This is a genomic window from Aquipluma nitroreducens, from assembly GCF_009689585.1.
GTDB lineage: Bacteria > Bacteroidota > Bacteroidia > Bacteroidales > Prolixibacteraceae > Aquipluma > Aquipluma nitroreducens.
On sequence record NZ_AP018694.1, the window covers coordinates 3,830,994 to 3,849,928 of the forward strand.

The 18,935-nt window shown below is 37.5% G+C and carries 13 protein-coding genes; 7 read left to right on the forward strand and 6 right to left on the reverse strand.

The genetic code is table 11. The features are described 5' to 3' along the window. The first annotated feature begins 53 nt into the window (after positions 1-53). The 4 genes from AQPE_RS16065 (at position 54) to AQPE_RS16080 (ending at position 3,549) form a co-directional block, all read left to right on the forward strand. A complete protein-coding gene (locus AQPE_RS16065) occupies positions 54-362 on the forward strand; it encodes a hypothetical protein (RefSeq protein ID WP_318347520.1) in 309 nt (102 codons plus the stop codon). Continuing rightward, positions 359-1,504, forward strand: coding sequence for a glycosyltransferase (locus AQPE_RS16070; protein WP_318347521.1), 1,146 nt, complete (start codon positions 359-361; stop codon positions 1,502-1,504). Before AQPE_RS16065 ends, AQPE_RS16070 begins: the two co-directional genes overlap by 4 nt. Beyond that, positions 1,501-2,079: a D-sedoheptulose-7-phosphate isomerase gene (locus tag AQPE_RS16075; RefSeq protein WP_318347522.1), complete on the forward strand. Its 579-nt coding sequence runs from the start codon at positions 1,501-1,503 to the stop codon at positions 2,077-2,079. The genes AQPE_RS16070 and AQPE_RS16075 overlap by 4 nt, the downstream gene beginning before the upstream one ends. A 246-nt stretch (positions 2,080-2,325) precedes the next feature. Next, positions 2,326-3,549 carry a transposase gene (locus tag AQPE_RS16080; protein WP_318347523.1) on the forward strand — a complete coding sequence of 408 codons (1,224 nt, stop codon included), beginning with the start codon at positions 2,326-2,328 and terminating at the stop codon, positions 3,547-3,549. A 233-nt stretch (positions 3,550-3,782) separates the two neighbouring features. Here AQPE_RS16080 and gap read toward each other — a convergent pair whose 3' ends face one another. Beyond that, positions 3,783-4,790 carry a type I glyceraldehyde-3-phosphate dehydrogenase gene (gene gap, locus AQPE_RS16085; protein ID WP_318347524.1) on the reverse strand — a complete coding sequence of 336 codons (1,008 nt, stop codon included), beginning with the start codon at positions 4,788-4,790 and terminating at the stop codon, positions 3,783-3,785. 892 nt (positions 4,791-5,682) lie between these two features. Between gap and AQPE_RS16090 the strand changes: the two genes are divergently transcribed. From AQPE_RS16090 to AQPE_RS16100, 3 genes are all read left to right on the forward strand, one after another. Continuing rightward, positions 5,683-7,803, forward strand: coding sequence for an Ig-like domain-containing protein (locus AQPE_RS16090; RefSeq protein ID WP_318347525.1), 2,121 nt, complete (start codon positions 5,683-5,685; stop codon positions 7,801-7,803). After that, positions 7,769-13,630, forward strand: a complete 5,862-nt coding sequence (locus AQPE_RS16095; RefSeq protein WP_318347526.1) for an Ig-like domain-containing protein — start codon at positions 7,769-7,771, stop codon at positions 13,628-13,630. Before AQPE_RS16090 ends, AQPE_RS16095 begins: the two co-directional genes overlap by 35 nt. Before the next feature lie 69 nt (positions 13,631-13,699). After that, positions 13,700-14,443, forward strand: a complete 744-nt coding sequence (locus tag AQPE_RS16100; RefSeq protein ID WP_318347527.1) for a nitroreductase family protein — start codon at positions 13,700-13,702, stop codon at positions 14,441-14,443. Between the two features lie 12 nt (positions 14,444-14,455). On the opposite strand, the gene AQPE_RS16105 is transcribed toward AQPE_RS16100, so the two are convergent. From AQPE_RS16105 to AQPE_RS16125, 5 genes are all read right to left on the reverse strand, one after another. Next, positions 14,456-15,160: a LytR/AlgR family response regulator transcription factor gene (locus tag AQPE_RS16105; protein ID WP_318347528.1), complete on the reverse strand. Its 705-nt coding sequence runs from the start codon at positions 15,158-15,160 to the stop codon at positions 14,456-14,458. 162 nt (positions 15,161-15,322) lie between these two features. Further along, complete coding sequence (locus AQPE_RS16110) at positions 15,323-16,222, reverse strand: sensor histidine kinase (RefSeq protein WP_318347529.1); 900 nt, start codon at positions 16,220-16,222, stop codon at positions 15,323-15,325. A gap of 8 nt (positions 16,223-16,230) precedes the next feature. Beyond that, positions 16,231-16,941, reverse strand: coding sequence for a glycosyltransferase (locus AQPE_RS16115; protein WP_318347530.1), 711 nt, complete (start codon positions 16,939-16,941; stop codon positions 16,231-16,233). Positions 16,942-16,959: 18 nt separating this feature from the next. Next, entirely contained in the window at positions 16,960-18,126 is a 1,167-nt protein-coding gene (locus AQPE_RS16120) for an Ldh family oxidoreductase (RefSeq protein ID WP_318347531.1), read from the reverse strand. Positions 18,127-18,161: 35 nt separating this feature from the next. Continuing rightward, positions 18,162-18,923, reverse strand: a complete 762-nt coding sequence (locus AQPE_RS16125) for an SDR family oxidoreductase (RefSeq protein ID WP_318347532.1) — start codon at positions 18,921-18,923, stop codon at positions 18,162-18,164. Positions 18,924-18,935: the final 12 nt, after the last annotated feature.

Below are 18,935 nucleotides of genomic sequence, written 5' to 3' on the forward strand. Positions count from 1 at the left end.
AAATCTAATTTTGTATAACTCTAATCAAAACAAGGAAATGATCGTTCTCAATATTGAAAATAGGTGGTCAATTTACTCCGGCGAAAGGTGGTCAATATAAAACGGCGCGGACTGGTCAATTTAACCGGCAAATCCAGTTTTGGGAAGGTTATCAATTAATGAGTATTTATTATCTGGCAAGAATCAAGGAGCCGGTTCGGTTTTCTATTTCTGAGATTCCTTTCGACTTCCCGGAAATGAAAAATGGATGTCAGTCATTTCGGTGGGTTTCTCCCGGGGAAATTAATCCTGACGATTTTACTTTCCCAATTGATAAACATGTTGCACATTTGTTGAAAGAATATTTAATCAGGAAATCTTGAAAAGGATTAAAATTATCGGACCTGCCTATCCCTACCGGGGAGGAATTGCCACATTCAATGAACGGTTGGCTCAGGAGTTTGCTTCTATGGGAATTGATATTGACATCGAAACTTTTATTATCCAATATCCATCTTTTCTTTTTCCCGGAAAGACACAATACAACGACAAGCCAGCTCCTGAAAACCGGAACATTAAACGAACCATAAATTCGATTAATCCATTGAACTGGATTAAAGTGGGTCGGCGCATTCGAAAAGAAGCGCCTGATTTGGTCATTATTCGTTACTGGCTTCCAGTTCTGGCTCCTTGCCTGGGAACAATTGTAAGTCTAGCTCGGAGAAATAAGCATACTGTTATTATATGTCTTGCTGATAATATTATTCCACACGAACATCGGTCTGGAGATCGTTTACTAACCAACTATTTCATGCAGCGAATTGATGGTTTAATTGCCATGTCGCAAAGTGTACTGAAAGATGGAAATTCCTTCCGGAAAAATTTGCCGCAGGGATTTTGCCCTCATCCAATTTTTGATAATTATGGCGAGAAGCTGTCATTCGAAATTGCCAAACAAAAATTGAAATTAGATCCAAATACCCGGTATTTGCTTTTCTTTGGATTCATTCGCGATTACAAAGGGCTTGATTTGTTGATCAATGCTTTTGCTGATGAGCGACTGCGTAAATTTCCGGTCAAGCTTTTGGTTGCAGGCGAGTATTATTCGAGTCCGGAGCCTTATCTCAAATTAATTAGAGATAATAATCTGGAAAACTTAATCGAGCTCAGAACTGATTTTATTCCTGACGATCAGGTTAATCTATATTTCAGTGCTGCGGATATGGTCGTACAGCCCTATAAAAGTGCTACTCAAAGTGGAGTGACACAAATTGGATATCATTTCAACAAACCGATGTTGGTAACCAATGTGGGTGGTTTGGCTGAGATTATTCCCGACGAAAAAATTGGATATGTCGTTGAACCTGAAATTCGTGAAATAGCTGGTGCTTTGATTGATTTTTATGAAAATGATCGAATTGCCGAATTTGAAGCAAATATCGTCGAGGAAAAAAAGAAATTTTCATGGGCTAATATGGCAAACACCTTCTTGTCCGTTTACAATAAAATAAAGAATCCGGAATGATAATTAAACGTATCCAACAATCGATTGAACTTAAGACAAAAATTCTTTCTGATGAGATTCTGATTGAAAGAATCAGGAAAGCTTCGGAGTTGATTATTCAAGCGTACCGTTCAGATAATAAAACACTTTTTTGTGGGAATGGAGGAAGTGCTGCTGATGCACAACATTTGGCGGCAGAATTATCCGGAAAATTTTACCTGGATCGGGCTCCAATTCATGCCGATGTTTGTCATGGGAACAGTTCTTTTATGACGGCAGTTTCGAACGACTACGGATACGAAATGGTTTTTGCACGCCACATTCAGACGGTTGGAAAGAGGGGAGATGTGCTTGTTTGTATCTCAACATCAGGAAATTCGACTAATATTATCAATGCCATGCACGAAGCCCGAAAGTTAGGTTTGACTTGCGTTGCATTGACTGGAGAAACTGGTGGACTCATGGCCGGATTGGCGGAAGTGCTGATTAATGTTCCATCAGTTGATACTCCGCGAATTCAGGAGGCTCATATCTTGATTGGCCATATTATTTGTGAATTAGTCGAAACGGAATTGTTCGGTGAGCATGTGGGCTAAAGCCCATTCTTTAATGCATTCAGATCCGTTCGCTAAAGCGAACGGCAAAGGATAATTCAGTGATGGAGAGAATATGCTGATTGGAAAGTTATCCTTTGCCGTCACATTCATGTGACGGATAGAAATAGGGACCTTCGCAAATAATTTAATCTACTGATTGATAGCTAGTAAGATATTATTATCTTTAAGGAAAAACCCCGAATTTGGCTCATTTAGCTCAAAAACGGGGTATTTTCTTAAAAAGCTATGGGAAAATTAATCAGAATTTTTGAAAGAACCCAGCCAATTAACTTTCTTTCTCCACAAAACGAGTACAATCTTTACCGTTCCAGTTTTCTTAGCTCTGAATTGGGATGGATTTACCAGGGAATTCCATGGAAGGAACTGATTTTGAGTTTTGGGTTAAGGGACAAGGGTCATGGTCCAGACAGTCTTTTTTCACCACAAGGCAAGCTGGCATTAATGTTTCTGAAGTCATATACCAATTTTTCAGACCGGAAGCTGATCGAAAGTGTGAACGGGAACCTTCATTACCAGATGTTTTGTGGTATCATGCTTAAGGCGGGTGAAAGCCTGAAAGATTTTAAGATAGTAAGCCGGATACGCACTGAACTGGGGGCCAGGTTTGACCTGGATCGTTGCCAACAGGATTTAGCCCGGGCATGGAAACCGTTGATGAATCAAACCCATGTGATGTTGGAAGATGCCACCTGCTACGAAACCCAGATGCGCTACCCCACCAATGTCAAGTTATTATGGGAAAGTGTGGATTGGATGTACCACCAGATGGCTTTGATGTGCAAGCATTGCAAGGTCCGGATGCCCCGCAGCAAATACCTGGATCAAAAGCAGAAATACTATAACTACCAGCGCCGCAAGGTGATCCGCAAAGTTTACCGGCAGCAACTTCAGATGTTCCGAACCGGGGAAAGTATCCCTGACCGTATTGTCAGTCTTTCCAAATCCTATATCCGCCCCATTGTCAGGGGCAAGGAAGTGAAGAAAGTTGAATTTGGCGCCAAAGTGAACACCATCCAGATCGATGGACTCAATTTTATTGAACACCTAAGTTTTAATGCTTTTAACGAAGGAACCCGTTTGAAGAAGTCCGTTTGGCTCGCCCGACAATTGTTCGGAAGAATCACACACCTGGCTGCCGATGCCATTTATGCCACCAATGCCAACCGGAGCTATTGTACAGCCAAACACATAACCACCAACTTTAAACGAAAAGGAAGAGCAGGGAAATATGAAGACCAACGGCAGATGATCAGCCGTGAACTCAACATCGAAAGATCAACGCGTATGGAAGGTAGTTTTGGAACAGAGAAAGAACATTACAGCCTGCAAAGAATCAAGGCACGAACAGAGCAAAACGAGGTGATCTGGATATTTTTTGGAATCCACACCGCTAATCTGGCCCGACTGGCTCAACGAATCAAAGCCAAACATCAAAGAAAGGCATCCTGATTAACAAAATCTGGAACATCGATGGGATAGTTATGCATTTTTTGAAGCAAAACCTCAAATTTGCACCCTGAAATTTGACCAACTGTTAATCTTCAAACAAAAAGCGATGAACCATCTAATCATGATTCATCGCTTTTCTAGTTTTTTACTTTACTCGCGAATGTCCCGAAATAAACTAAACAAAAAAGGCAGCTCTTTCGAACTGCCTTTCCTATTTTGTATGAATTTCAGAATTATTTTACTGAATCCATGTGTGCGATCAAATCCAATACTTTGTTTGAATAACCCCACTCATTGTCATACCAGCTTACTACTTTTACAAAGTTACCGTTCAAAGCGATACCAGCGCCAGCATCGAAAACTGAAGTGCGTGATTCGTGAATGAAGTCAGATGAAACTACGGAATCTTCAGTATAACCAAGGATACCTTTCATGGTAGTTTCAGAAGCTAATTTCATTGCAGCTTTGATTTCGTCGTAAGAAGCAGCTTTTTCCAAACGTACAGTTAAGTCAACTACAGAAACGTCGGCAGTTGGTACACGGAAAGCCATACCTGTTAATTTGCCATTCAATTCAGGAATTACTTTACCTACAGCTTTAGCAGCGCCGGTAGATGAAGGAATGATGTTTCCTAAGATTGAACGACCACCACGCCAGTCTTTTGCAGATGGAGCATCAACTGTTTTTTGAGTATTTGTAGCAGCATGTACTGTTGTCATCAAACCTTCAACGATGCCATAGTTATCGTTCAGTACTTTAGCGATAGGAGCTAAACAGTTAGTCGTACATGAAGCGTTTGAAACGATATCCATGTCAGCTTTGTAAGCTTCGAGGTTAACACCACAAACGAACATAGGAGCGTCGTTAGAAGGAGCAGAGATAACTACTTTTTTTGCACCACCAGCAATGTGAGCTTTTGCTTTGTCAATTGTAGTGAAAACGCCAGTTGACTCAACAACATAGTCAGCGCCTGATGCACCCCAGCCAATGTTAGCTGGATCTTTTTCAGCAAAAAATGCAACTTCAACGCCGTTTATAAATAATTTACCACCTTTATTTTCAGCAGTACCCTGAAATCTACCGTGAACTGTATCGTAGTTCAACATGTAAATTAAATAGTCAAGATCTAAGAAAGGGTCGTTAACTGCAACAATTTGAACATCGTTTCTTTCCTGAGCAGCACGGAAAACTAAGCGTCCGATACGACCGAAACCGTTGATACCGATTTTAATTTTTGACATCGTTGATAAATTTTAATGAATGTATAAATGAATACTAGTTATTTAAAGTAAGACCTTATGATTTAATTTAAGGACATACAAAATAAGTACATAAATTCAGAAACTTCAAATTTATTTCTGAAGATGATATTTTTTGTTGCAGAGTTTAATTTTTAGTTAATGTTGAACGAAGTGGAATAATCCGGTTACATTCGTTTTTATTCTAGCTCAATTTAGCATTTAAAAGCAAAATTCACTAGTAATTGCCCATGCGGATTAAAATATTCGATTCTCAGCGACATTAAAACTCAACATTTCCCTTGATTCTAGGAGATTATAGGGTTTTTATCTATTCTTTTATTCGTCTATTCTGTGCAAATTCATCAATTCATTCCTTATATTTTTAAGTAGTTGCTAAAAATTCCAGAAATGCATGGTTATAATTAGAATTTATTGTCCTTAAAAAATACCATCATTTTGCTTCATTTCTTCAGTCAATAATAGAAGATCGGATCTTCAGTCTTTTTATTTGTGATTTTAATCTTCGATTTGAATTGGAAAATATTTGTGATTTCTATTTTTTATGTGAATAATTAGTGTAATTTTATCAAGGTTTGAAGATGATGAAAGCAAACTCATCTTAAATCGGTTAAATACTAATTAAGGGAATTTATGAGTGGTTTTGTTTTTGACTCAGGATGAGTGAAAACTTCGCAATACGTAGGAAAATAAGTGCATCTGGCTGATAAATATTTTATTATTATCAGACCATATTGTTGTACATTGCTTATAATTTTTATACGTTTGCATTATAAACTGTCTAATTTACAAGGGGACGAATAATAATTAAGATAAAAATGAATTATAAAATTCAATCAATCAATCAATTAAGTTTAATTAAAAAACAAATGCTATGAGAAAATTATTTACTCGGCTTTTTAGTCTTTTGGCACTTTTTTGTGTTCTGGGGCTACAAATGGTTTATGGAGGAGTAATTGATCGAGTCCCGGCTGACGGAAAAACAAACGTCAAGCCTAGTACAGATCTTACTCTCACCTTTGATTATCCGCTTGCACAAGGGGAGGATTACACAGGAGCTGTTATTCAGCTCTTTAAAAATGGAGATACATCTCCTGCTGATGCAATTACCCTACCAAGTTCCCGTTTTGTTATTGATGGATCAAAAATAACCATTGATCTTCAGGCTACACTGTCGGATAACACTGGTTATTATGTTGTTATGCCTGATAAAGTTGTAAAGGAAATGAAACCAGATGGAACAAGTGTTGTTTTCCCAGGTTTTGTTGCTCCTACTGCAACTGCTCCAGCTCTTGACTGGAATTTTACTACTGGTGATTTCACTGCTCCAAAGTTGGCAACTTTATCTACTTTTACTCCTGCTGATGGCGCAACTAATGTTGGTGGAGCATTCTCATCTTCGAATGCGTTAAGTATCAAAACCTCATCTTTTACGGTTAAATTTAACGAACCTGTTACTGGTGTGAGTGGTAAGTATATTAAGATTTATACTGCTGCTGGTAATGTTCATGAAATGATTGATGCAGGAGATGCTTCCAGGATTACTATTACTTCTAGTGGTTCTACAAATGGTACAGTTGAGTTTACAACTACAAATTTGCGTGAAAATTCAGATTATTATATTTTAATTGATGCAGGTGCTTTTGTAGATACCAATGCAGATTCTGATCTAAATAATAAAAATCCTTTTGCTGGACTTTCTGATAAAACTAAATGGAATTTCACAACCCGTGATTACACTCCGGCTAAGTTTGCTACTGATTATCCTGCTTTTGGAACTGTTGCAAGTACTTCAGTTGATTTGAAAGTTAAATTGGATGAGCCAGCTGATGTATATTTTATTGCCTATTCTAAAGCAACGGTGGATGGTACTAGTTTTACTGCCCCAACTGCTGCTACAGTTATAGCGGGAGGTGGTTCTGCAAAAATGGTTGCTGCAACTACTGCAGGAACGGAATATACATATAAATATCAAAACCTTACTGAAGGTGAAGAATATGTGTTTTTTTATGTTTCTGTAAATAAGGCGAAATATGGTCCAACACCGACAAATGATCCGTTAACAAGTGCTGTTGGTAAAACAGATTCTAAAACTACATTGGATGTACAAGCTCCTACAGTTGCTATTTCAGGTTTGACACCTGCTGATAACGCTACTGGAGTTGCTCAATATTTAGATGGTGTTACTGCAGATGGTCATGGTACTGTATCTATTAAATTTACAGAAAATGTAAAAGCTGGTGCAGGTAACATTATCCTGAAGAAATCTTCTGATAATTCTACTGTTGAATCTATTGATATTACTTCTGATAAAGTAGTATTTGGTCCTTCTACTGGTACAGGTACTGCCACTGATTTAGTTACTGTAAAATTTGCAACGAAATTGGCAAGTGCCAGTGGTTACTACATTAATATTGCTTCAGGAGTTATTTCTGACAAATCAGGTAATAAATTTGATGGTATTACAACTGCAACAGGTTGGAATTTTACAACGAAGGATGTTGTGGCTCCAACTGTAACTTTCTCATCTCCTGCACATGAAGGTGTATTAGCATCGAATGAAACTGTTGTGCTTACATTCAGCGAAGATATTTATTCAGATGAAACCGGAACTGTAATGATGAATAGTACTACAGCTTTAAGTAGTATCGCTGTTGAGAAAGACAATGATCCAGTTACACCTACATCAGTTAGCTATGGCGCAAAAAAAATTACTATTACTGTTGCATGGACACAGAATTCTACTTATGTTGTAAAACTTCTGAAGAATAAAGCCTATGATTTATCTGGTAATGTTATTGCTACTGAACAGAAGAAATCTTACAATACCGACAGTTATGATGATCCTTATGTAGGAACTAATAATACTGCCAATACTGCTGTAGATGGACAATCATACACGAAAAATCCAAGTGATAATCTAGTTGTTAGATTTTCTGAAGATGTTGAATTACTTGGCGGTGGCGCAATTACCAATGATAATATTGGTAGTTAGTTTAATTAATCTGAATGAAAATGCAGGTGATCCTGTACAATTTGTAGCAACTTACAGTTCTTCCACAAGGGATGTAACCATTAATCCTGTTGAAGATTTGAAAAGTGGTAGTGCTTATACTTTAAATATTTCTGATGGATATCAGGATTTAAATTTAATCAATGGCGCTAATCAGGGTTTGCCTGCAACTGTTACTTATAACATTGCTGATAAAGTTTCTCCTGTTGCTACTTTTGACTTTGTTAAGACGAATGTTCCTGTAGTTGCAGCTGATGCTAGTTTGGTTGTTAAATTTAGTGAAAGTTTAGCAGTCGATCCAACTGAAAATCAAGTTATACTTCGCGTAGGCGATGTTAATGGCACAGTTGTTCCACTTGCTGCACCTAGTAAAGTTACTAATGGCGATGGAACAGTTAGCTATACTTTTAACCCTTCAGTTAATCTTAAAGAAGGAACAACTTATTATTTAGCTATTGCTACTGGTGTACTTGAGGATGCTGCGCATAATAAAGTTACTGGCGTAAGTACTACTTTTGTTACCAAAACTACACCAACTTTGGTAAGTTCTGTCCCTGCAGATAATGCTGAAAATGTTGTTAAAACTACTAATAGTATTGCATTAACTTACTCTGAAAATGTGAAACTTAATACAGCAACCACTGGCTCAAATGCTAATGGAAAAGAAGGCTTTACTGTTGATCCTGATTCTGATTCGGGTACTGCTAATACCGTAAGTAATGTTGCTGTTAAAGTTTTGAATAGTTCTAGTGTTGTTGTTGCTTATGCTACTGCAAGTGACTTGGTCTTTTTAGGTTCAACGGTTAGTTTTAACTTAACCTGGGTTACTGGTGGCACGCCATCTCCTTATGTATTTGAAAGTGGTGCATCTTATGATGTTATTGTTGATGGAAGTTACATCGCCAGTTCAAATAATAACAGAGCTAGCCTTATTGATTTGAATGCACTTGACTTTACCATTGTTGATTATTCAGCTCCTGTGTTAACTTCAGTAGATGCTCCTGCAGCTGCTGATCCAAATGATGCTGCTGCACCTTTAAAATTAATTTTCGCTGGAGATAAGGTTAAAAAGGGTAGTGGTTCAATTGTTATTCAACGTGTAGATCTTACAAACCAGCCACAGACTGTTATTGATGTAAATTCGACATCTGTTACGATTAACTCTACTGGCCACGAAGTTTCTGTTAGTCATGCAGCTTTTATACCAGTTACTGCTAACTCGACTCTAACTGGTACCCCGGTTTATAAAGTTACTGTTAGTAATGGTGCAATTACCGACATGGCTGGTAATAAATTCGCCGGGTTGGTAAATGATGCAAACTATTTGCCTGGTACTATAACTGTTGGTCAAAATGTTTTACCATATGCTGATGCTACAGGTACAGCTAGTGTAGATGAAAGTTCGCAATCACCTATTACTGCGAATAAAGCATGGTACTTTTCTACCGCGCAAAATGATGTGCCTGCCTTTGTGGCAACTTTGAGTTCACCAAAACCAGGTACTGATAACGTAGTTATTACTGCAGATCTTGTTATTGCTTTTGATGAAGCTATTGCCAAAAGTAGCAATACCGCAACAGTTACTGTTTCAGCTGATGGTAATATTGCTCAACAATATGCAATGTCAGAATCAAATGTTTCGTTTAGTGGAAACAATATTAATGTTGCATTACAAAATTTAACAGCTGATAAACTCTATACTGTTACTTTAGACGCTGGCGCTGTTAAAGATATTTACGGCGATGTTAATGAAGCTATAACCGGAACTACTTTCCAGTTTAACACCGGCTCAACGAACGCACCTGTCCCTACCGTTGTTGTTGATGGTACTTATAAAGTTAGTACAACACCAAATTGGACAATGGTAAAACGGAATTCTAATATTGTTATTAATTTCGATGAACCTGTTCGTAATACTGACGGTTCCACAATTGTGAGCTCAGACATTCCTGGTGATATTATTTCCATTGTTGCAAATTCATCTTTAGCAGACAATGGTATTAACGAGGTTATACCATCTTTTACAGCGAACATTAGCGCCGATAAAAAGACTATTACTGTTGATGCAAGTTCTTTCAATAATAACTTAACATCATTTGGCCTTTACGATGTCGTTGTTAATAATGTTGAAGATGCTGATGGAAATGCAATGTCAGCTGCTTATAGTTTTACTTTTGAGGTTGATGATTATACCGCACCTGTTGGTCAGTTTGCATCAGCTGCTGGTGTTAATGTAATTGAAAACTATAAGGGAACAGAAATCAAAGTAAACCTTGATTACGATGAAGACGCAGTTGCTTATTATTTGTTATTACCTGCAACTTCCTCTGCACCTAACAAAGCTACTTTACTAGCAAATGGAACTGCTGTTACTGTTGATTCTGAAGCTGATCCAGTACAATCTTTGGTTATTGCAACTACTGCTCAGACTAAATATGTGTTGTATGTTGTAGCACAAGATGTTGTAAATTCAACTTCACAAACTGCCGTTGAAAGTCATAATATCAGAACTGCTGATATTACTGCTCCTACGGTTGCTGAGTTTGTCGATAATGGCAAATTGGATGTAGATCCAGCAGAAGATTTTGACATTACTCTCAAGTTTGCTGACAAGATTCAATCTGGAACTGGTTCTGCTTATTTGTATGATTCAAATAATGTATTGGTTCAGACTATTGCTGCAAGTTCTGCTACAATTGATGTTGAAACTGGAAAAGAACTTACGTTAACTGTTTCAGCATCAAGTATTGAACCTAATAAATCGTACTATTTAGTAGTTGATAAGGGTTTTGTAACTGATGTATGGGCAGCATCTTCTGATTTTGATAATGCTGATGATACACATCCATATCCTGCTGTTGGTTCAGGTTCAAAAGCTAAAACGGTTAATCAATTTACTGGATTTAGTAATGTTAGTACTTATACTTTTAACACTGCTGATGACATTGCTCCATTAATTTCAAGTATTAATGTCAGAGAAAATGCTACTGTTACTTATACTGGTGGTAATTATGTTCCAGGCTCTCAGGTTAAGGCAGACCCAAATTCAAATATTGTCATTACTTTCAAAGAAGGTATTAAACTTGGTGCTGCTGCAGGTGCGGGTGATATATTGATCACTAATGGTGGTGATGTTAAAGAATTAGTTTTAGCGAACAGTTCTAAGGTTACTATAGCTGGCAGCGTTTTAACCATTAATCCTGGGTTAGACTTTGTTGAAAATATGGGTGTATATAACATTGCTGTTAAAGCTGGTGTTATTGAAGATCTTTCAGGTAATCCAAATTATGGGTTTAATTGGAATATTGCTATCAAAGACATTAAAGCTCCTACAGTTGATTTTACTGTTTTAGATGCTGATAATGCTCCTATAGCTATAGATGAGGCTCCTGTTAAATTGAATTCTCCTATTTACGTAGACTTTTCTGAGGCAGTACGTTTGTTGGATAATTCAGCATTTATAAAGGATGACCTTGATTCTTTAGTAACTTTGGTTGATGGTGCACAAAAGGCTGTTAAATTTACTACTGAAACCGCAGGTGCTGATAATTTTAGGATTATACCTACCGGTGGTTTGAAATCTAATACTGATTATACCTTAAGTTTTGGACAGGTATTCGAAGACGTATCTGATAATGCTGTTCCTGCTCAAAGTATTAGTTTTACAACTAAAATTAGTGATTCTCCAACTGTAATGTTCGATCCTGCAAACGCATCAGTTAATGTTGCTAAGGATAAAACTGTAACGATTACTTTCAGTAGAGGTATTGTACAACAAGACCCTACAGGCGCTTCAGTAGGTTATTTTAGTCCTTTGGAAAATAGTGAGTTAAAAGACTATTTTAAACTTTATGACAATGATAGTAATGAACCTATTGCTGTTAATGCAACCATTTCTGCAAACAAAAGAGTTGTTACTCTTGACCCAATTGTAGACTTGCCATCATCGTCGACTGTTCGGTTGAATTTCGATTTTGGACATACTTACCAGCCTGATTTATTGGCATTAAAATCTGCTTCTATTATTGATCCTTCTGTTCCTGCAGCTTTGGTTGACAGTTTGAATAATCAGGTTATGGCTGATCCGATGGATGTTGAGACTCAGGATGAGGGAATCTCTGGCTATATCTTATTTGATGTTGTTGATTATACTGCTCCAATATTAGCCGGAACGAAATACGCTCCAAATAAAGCAGATTATTTAAACTCTTCTGATAAATTGTCAATTGAGTTTAACGAAAAAGTAAAGGCTGGTACAGGTGATATCAAAATCTATCGTAAAGACGGTACATTGGTTGAAACCATTGCTGCATCTACATTAACGACTAAATCGGATAATTCTAAAATTATTTTGATTAATCCTTCAGCTGCTGCGCGTGAGAATAACATGGAATACTATGTGTTGATTCCATCTGGAGCTATTGTGGATTTGTCACCATTGGCCAATCCTTTTGCCGGTACTGTTGACTATACTTCATGGACATATTCAACTGCTGATGACCAAATTCCGGTGGTAACTAGTTTATCACCTGCTATTGGTGCCACTGACGTATATGTTTACGATAATTTAGTAATTACTTTTGACAAAAAAGTAAAAATTGGTTCTGGAAATATTGCTCTTTACAAAAAGGGTGGTGATGCATTTGATTTATTACGTGTTTCATCTACTGAATATCGTATTAAGTTAGATCCAAGTGGATTATTTGTAACCATTGATTTTACAAATACTCTTGCTCCTGAAACTGAATACTACGTTGAAGTTGAACCTGGTACTTTTGTAAATGCTAAAAATACCAACGCTAAATTTGCTGGTATCATGACTAACACTGGTTGGACATTCTCAACTGAGGTTACTGAGGCTCCTAAAGTAATTGCAAATGGGTTGGTACCTGCTGACGATGCTACTGCAATTCCTGTAAGTAATCTTGTTTTAGATATGACTTTTGATCGTCAAGTAATGAAGGGATCAGGCGTTGTTAAACTGATTGAAACAGCTACAGGTACATTGGCTGAAACAGTTAATATTTCTGATGCTGTTGTAAGTGGTACAAAGGCTACTATTACTTTCTTAAATCCATTGAAGTCAAATACTGCTTATCATGTTATTGTTGAGGCTGGTACTGTAACAAATACATTACCTAGCAAGGTTGCTTATGCTGGTATTACTTCTCCTTCTATCTGGAACTTTACAACTGTAACTGATGTAACGGCTCCTGTTCTGTTAACTTGGACTCCAAATGCAACAACACTTACTGATAATCATCCAACTTTAGTGATGACATTTGATGAAGATGTTGTATTGGGTGTGGGTAGTGTTAAAATTGTTAAGAAATCTGATGATGCTACAGTTATTACTATTCCAGTTACAGCTTCAATGGTTAATGGGAAAACGGTTACTGTAACTTATGTAGCTACAGCTACTGATTTCCTTGCACAATCTACTGATTATTATGTATTAGTTGATGCTGGTGTTGTAAAAGATGCTGCTGGCAACAATGTTGTTGCTGTAAGTGATAAAACCAAATGGACTTTCAAAACAGGTACAGATTGGGCAACTCCAGTTGTTGATCCAAAAGATAATTCTCTCGAGTTTAAGGTTTATCCAAACCCATTTGTTGATTATGTGACTGTATCTAATGCTTCTGAACTTTCTAAGGTTGTTGTTTCTAACATCGCTGGTCAGATTGTGAAAGAAGTGGTTAATCCAGAAAGCACAATTCAATTAAACGAACTCCGCAGTGGTGTTTACTTCATCTCTCTTTACCAAGATGGTGCAGTACTCAAAACTGTTAAGCTTCTTAAAAGGTAATGCCGAATTGATTGATTTAAAAAGGGAAGCTTGCGGGCTTCCCTTTTTTATTTATATAAACTTCTAGATATGGAATTGTTAAAATCGCATCGTACGATACGAAAGTACAAAGCAACTGCTGTTGATAAAGATATTCTTACTGATATTTTGGAATCTGGAATTCGCTCGTCGAATACCGGGAATATGCAGCTTTACAGTATTATTGTTACAAGAAGCATTGACAAGAAAGCCGATCTCGCCCCATTTCACTTTAATCAACCGATGGTGAAGGAAGCCCCTTTGATTCTGACTATTTGTTTCGATGTTAACCGATTTAAATCATGGTGTCTGCTGAATAATGCCAATGTTGATTTTACCGGCTTATTGTGGCTGTTAAATGGCACTATTGATTCTTCGATTTTGGCACAGAATATTTGCGTTGCTGCCGAAAGCTACGGATTAGGTATTTGTTATTTGGGGACCACGCTATACAATGCTCCTGAAATTGGTAAAGTTCTCTGTTTACCAGAAGGAGTAATTCCAATTACAACTTTAGCGATTGGCTATCCTGAGCTTGTTCCTGAATTAACTGACCGTTTATCTTTGGATTCTGTTGTACACTATGAAGAATATCAGAATTATTCCGTGAAAGCTATCCGGGAAATGTATGAGTTTAAAGAGAAGTTGGAATCTTCGCAAAAATTTGTTGCAGAGAATGGAAAAGAAAACCTGGCTCAGGTTTATACTGATGTTCGATATAAAAGTGCTGATAGTCAGCTTTTCTCGAAAAAGTTGCTGGACATGCTGACCGAGCAAGGATTTGTTTTTGAATAGCTTTTGAGATCTTTAGATTGAGATGTTGCTAATTCTGGTGAAGAAATCTGTTCTGTAATTGCTGCCTATTGTCAGTTTTATACCGGGTAACTCAACCATATTTCCTTCAATTGCAATTATCTTCGTACGGTTCACTATGTGCGATTTATGTATTCTGTAGAAATCACTTGGTGGAAGGAGTTCCTCCATTTTCTTCATTGAGAGATTTGTCACTAAATGTGATTTTTCAGTGTAGATTTTGATATAGTCACCCAAGCCTTCAATGTATATAATTTCGCTAAATTTAACCTGATACGTTTTTTTGTTCGATTTTATGAATACAGATTCTGCTTTTTCCTCAGATGTAGTTTTTCTTGTCAATTGAAATTGATACTCTGCTTTTTGAAATGCTTTTAGAAAACGAGCGAACGAGAAAGGCTTTACCAGATAATCCAATACATTTAATTCATAGCCTTCCATGGCATATTCACTGTTCGCAGTGGTAAAAACGACTAATGGAGGGTTCTTTAGCATTTTTAAAAATTCAATGCCTGACAGTTTGGGCATGTTTATGTCCAGAAAAATCAAATCAACAGTCTGTTTTTCGATGATTTCAACTGCTTCTACGGCATTGTTGCAAAACCCTATGACTTCAATTGATTTGATATCTTCAGTATATTTCCGAAGAACATTTAAGGCTAACGGCTCGTCGTCAATAATTAGTGTTTTTAAGATCATATAATACTCTTTCTGATCATTGTTTAAGTTGAACTTCAAGTAGAATGGAGAACGTATCGTTGGTTCTGATTACTTCATATTTATATTCATTGGGCGAATATAGATATTCGAGGCGACGTTCGATGTTTTTTAACCCAATCCCTGAACTTTTACTCGTTTTGCTTAGTCGCGTGCAATCAAAGTTATTCTCAATCTTAAATCGCATCGTATCTGCTGAAAATAGATAAATACATGAATGTACGGTAAAGGTGCAGGGTTTCTTAGTCCATGTTTGAATGCATTATCGATAAACGGTTCGAAAATTAAAGGGATAACCTTTGTGTCCGGAACTTCACCTTCAATCAAATATTGAATTTCAATTTCATTGTTTAATCTGATTTTTTGCAATTCGATGAAATTACTCAGAAAATTCAATTCTTCTTTAACGGAGATAAAGTTTTCCCTGGATTCGTAAAGTACATGGCGCATTAAATCGGATAGTTTCAGTATAATCTCTGGCGTTCTTGGCGAATTTACCAGCGACAATGAATAGATATTGTTCAGACTATTAAACAGAAAGTGTGGATTTAATTGCGATTTTAGAGTATTTAATTCTGCCTCAAGTTTTTCGCGCTCGATTTGCGTGATTTTCAATTTTATTTCCTGAAGCTTTAACCAATCTTTAACGAATTTGAATAGTGAAGTTATTCCTACATAAAACAAGGCCGTAAAGAAATGCGAAGAAAACATGTTTCGAAACTGATCTGAAAGGCTTCTTGGTTCTGATAGATAAGTGAAAATTAACTGAATTAAAATAGCTGAAATTGCAAGTAAAATTATTAGCCAGAAGGTATAGAAAATGTAATTTTTGTTCTTGAGGAATTTTGGAATTAGGAGATACAAATTGAAATAAACAGCCAAGGCAAAGCCTATGTTCGGAATTAACGCGCGCAGGAAAAGATCGCTGTTCAGGATTAATTTATGATCGGATGCAACGTAAAAAGCTGAGATTGCAAAAGTAATGCTGCAAATCCAGAATAAGACATGACTATAGATTTTAAATTTATCGTATCTGTTTACCATTGAGATCTTTAGATTCGGTCGAGGCGCTTGATCAGTTTTTGATAATAGTATTTGATTGGATTTTTATATTTTAATTGTTTCCAGGGTCTGCTGCTGTGTGGTTTGTGCAAAACGCCTTCGTCTAGAAGTAGATAGTTGTTTAATCCCAATTGAAGCGATTTGCGTGATATTGAAACGTCGTACCAATGTTTTTCGGTTGAAAGTGTTTTGAAATCGTACTTCTTTAGTAATTCGTTGGAAATTAAGGTGCAACAAAAACTTAGACTATGCCTTGTTTTAGCGATCTCTTTTCTTGTTCTCTTGAAATTCAGGTATGGAAAATTAATTTTCCCTTCACGATCTCTGGTTACTGATCCAACCATGCCGCACTCCGGAAGCTCTTTTGATTGCCTAACTAATTCGCTTAAGGTATTGCTTTGTACTTCAACATCAGACTCGACGATAATGAGTGGAAGATTGAGTTTTAATGCTTTTTCTTGTGCCAATTGGAGTACAAGACGATAGTTTGGTGATGGGGTATTGGTTATTTCAGCAAGATTAATCAGTTCAAAATTGTGTTGGACGCTTAACGATTTGAGGTTATTTGTTGTTTCCTTCGTACTGAAATCGTTGAAAATGCAATAATGAAAATTACCAGTTGAGTTTTTGATGGATTCAATGGTTTCAGTCGTTGTTTTCAACGAATCTTTTACCGGAGTTATTACTAATGCTTCGTACATGTAAGTTCTGTCTTATGTTTAATTCTTGTTCTCTGGGTTTTCATTAAAATTTAAACCGAATCGTGTAGCCAAATCCTTTAAATCAGCAACGACTTGCTCGTGTAAAGGTATTCCATTTTTCTGACGTTCGATGGTTAGTTCACGTTCAGGGTCACCAGGTATGAGAACACGCTCTTGTCCGGCCGATGGTTCTGCGTTTCTAAACGTTTCAATCCAGTTATCCATGTCTTTTTTAAAATCTTCTGCCGATCTGAAAGCGTCAATCCGGATGGCGCCCAGGAAATGTCCTATGCCTTTTCCAACTTGATTTTTAGGTGGGTCGAGGAAACTCACAAATGGTGGAACCCATGGACCATAATTGGCGCCAGATAAAACAGCAGAGAAGATGTCCACCATAGCTCCCAAACAATAGCCTTTATGGCCGCCATGTTCACGGTCACCACCAAGCGGAAGCATCGATCCACCTTTTTTTAGCGAATAGGCATCGGTTGTTGGATTACCATCTTTATCCTGAGTCCACCCCAAGGGAGCATCCAGTCCTTTGCGCTGCAAAACTTCTAATTTCCCATTGGCTACAGTTGTTGTTGCCATATCGATAACAAATGGTGGCTGTGTTAATGCAGGGATTGCTACTGCAATCGGATTGGTTCCCAGAAACCGACTTTTTGAAAAAGTTGGCGAAACTAGCGGGCTGGCATTTGTCATTGAAATACCAATCATATCATTTTCAAGAGCCATCATGGCATGGTATCCGGCAATTCCGTAGTGATTCGAATTTTGTACGGCGACCCAGCCAGTTCCGGCTATTTTTGCTTTTTCAACAGCAATTTGCATGGCATGTGGAGCAGTTACCAGGCCTAGTCCCAAATCGCCGTCCAATACTGCGGTGCTTGGTGTCTCGTGCATGATTTTCATTTCTGGCGTTGCGTTCAAACGTTTAAGTTCCCAGAGACGAACGTAACCACATAAGCGTGCAACTCCGTGTGAATCTACACCGCGTAAATCGGCCTGATTCAAACAGTCAGCAGCAATTTTTGCCTGTTCCAAAGGGCATCCCATTTTTACGAACACCTGTATTGTATATTCTTTTAAATATTCTGAATTGAAAATGATCATTTTAAAATCTTTATGGCCATGATTATCAGCCGGATAATTGGTTCTTGAGAATGTTCTGTCAGCAAACATTCTTTTTCGTCCTGAAATAGATATGGGTTTGTAAATTATTTTCGGTTAAAATCTCTTGCAGAAGCCTGATCAACAGGCATGATCAACAAATCGTCGATGTTAACGTGTGCAGGCCGCGACAATACGAATAAAATTGTTTCAGCAATGTCTTTTCCTGAAAGTGGTGTAAATCCATTGTAAACCTGATCGGCTCTTTCCTGATCTCCTCTGAAACGAACCAGTGAAAACTCAGTGTCGACAGCTCCCGGAGCAATAGTTGTCACTTTAATTCCGAAGGGCATCAGCTCAATCCGCATCGATTTCGAAATGGCAGCAACGGCATGTTTTGTTCCGCAGTAAACCGATCCATTGGGATACGACTCTTTACCTGCAATGGACGTAATATTGATAATATGACCAGTCCTTCTTTCGATCATCCACGGAGAAACAATTCTTGTGGTGTACAGAAGTCCTTTGACGTTGGTATCGATCATTGCTTCCCAATCATCTACATCGGCCGAATTAACAGGAGCAAGTCCTGCTGCCAGCCCGGCATTGTTGATTAATAAATCGATTGCTTTCCATTCTTCCGGAATACTGTTTAACGCAGCTTCAGTTTCAGCTTTTACCCTGATGTCAAAATTTAATGGATGGATTTTGCATCCGAACTCTGACTCCAGTTTATTTTTTAGTACAGTTAACCGCTCTTTTCTTCGTCCAGTGAGTATTAAATTGTAATTATTTTGCGCAAGTAATAAAGCAGTTTCATAGCCGATACCTGCTGTGGCACCGGTGATTAAAGCTATTTTCTGATTCATTGATGAATAGGG

Bases quoted from the DNA above. Each gene is read 5' to 3' on its own strand.
- AQPE_RS16075 (WP_318347522.1), top strand. From the start codon at position 1,501: ATGATAATTAAACGTATCCAACAATCGATTGAACTTAAGACAAAAATT.
- AQPE_RS16080 (WP_318347523.1), top strand. From the start codon at position 2,326: ATGGGAAAATTAATCAGAATTTTTGAAAGAACCCAGCCAATTAACTTT.
- gap (WP_318347524.1), bottom strand. From the start codon at position 4,790: ATGTCAAAAATTAAAATCGGTATCAACGGTTTCGGTCGTATCGGACGC.
- AQPE_RS16090 (WP_318347525.1), top strand. From the start codon at position 5,683: ATGAGAAAATTATTTACTCGGCTTTTTAGTCTTTTGGCACTTTTTTGT.
- AQPE_RS16100 (WP_318347527.1), top strand. From the start codon at position 13,700: ATGGAATTGTTAAAATCGCATCGTACGATACGAAAGTACAAAGCAACT.
- AQPE_RS16105 (WP_318347528.1), bottom strand. From the start codon at position 15,160: ATGATCTTAAAAACACTAATTATTGACGACGAGCCGTTAGCCTTAAAT.
- AQPE_RS16110 (WP_318347529.1), bottom strand. From the start codon at position 16,222: ATGGTAAACAGATACGATAAATTTAAAATCTATAGTCATGTCTTATTC.
- AQPE_RS16115 (WP_318347530.1), bottom strand. From the start codon at position 16,941: ATGTACGAAGCATTAGTAATAACTCCGGTAAAAGATTCGTTGAAAACA.
- AQPE_RS16120 (WP_318347531.1), bottom strand. From the start codon at position 18,126: ATGTTTGCTGACAGAACATTCTCAAGAACCAATTATCCGGCTGATAAT.
- AQPE_RS16125 (WP_318347532.1), bottom strand. From the start codon at position 18,923: ATGAATCAGAAAATAGCTTTAATCACCGGTGCCACAGCAGGTATCGGC.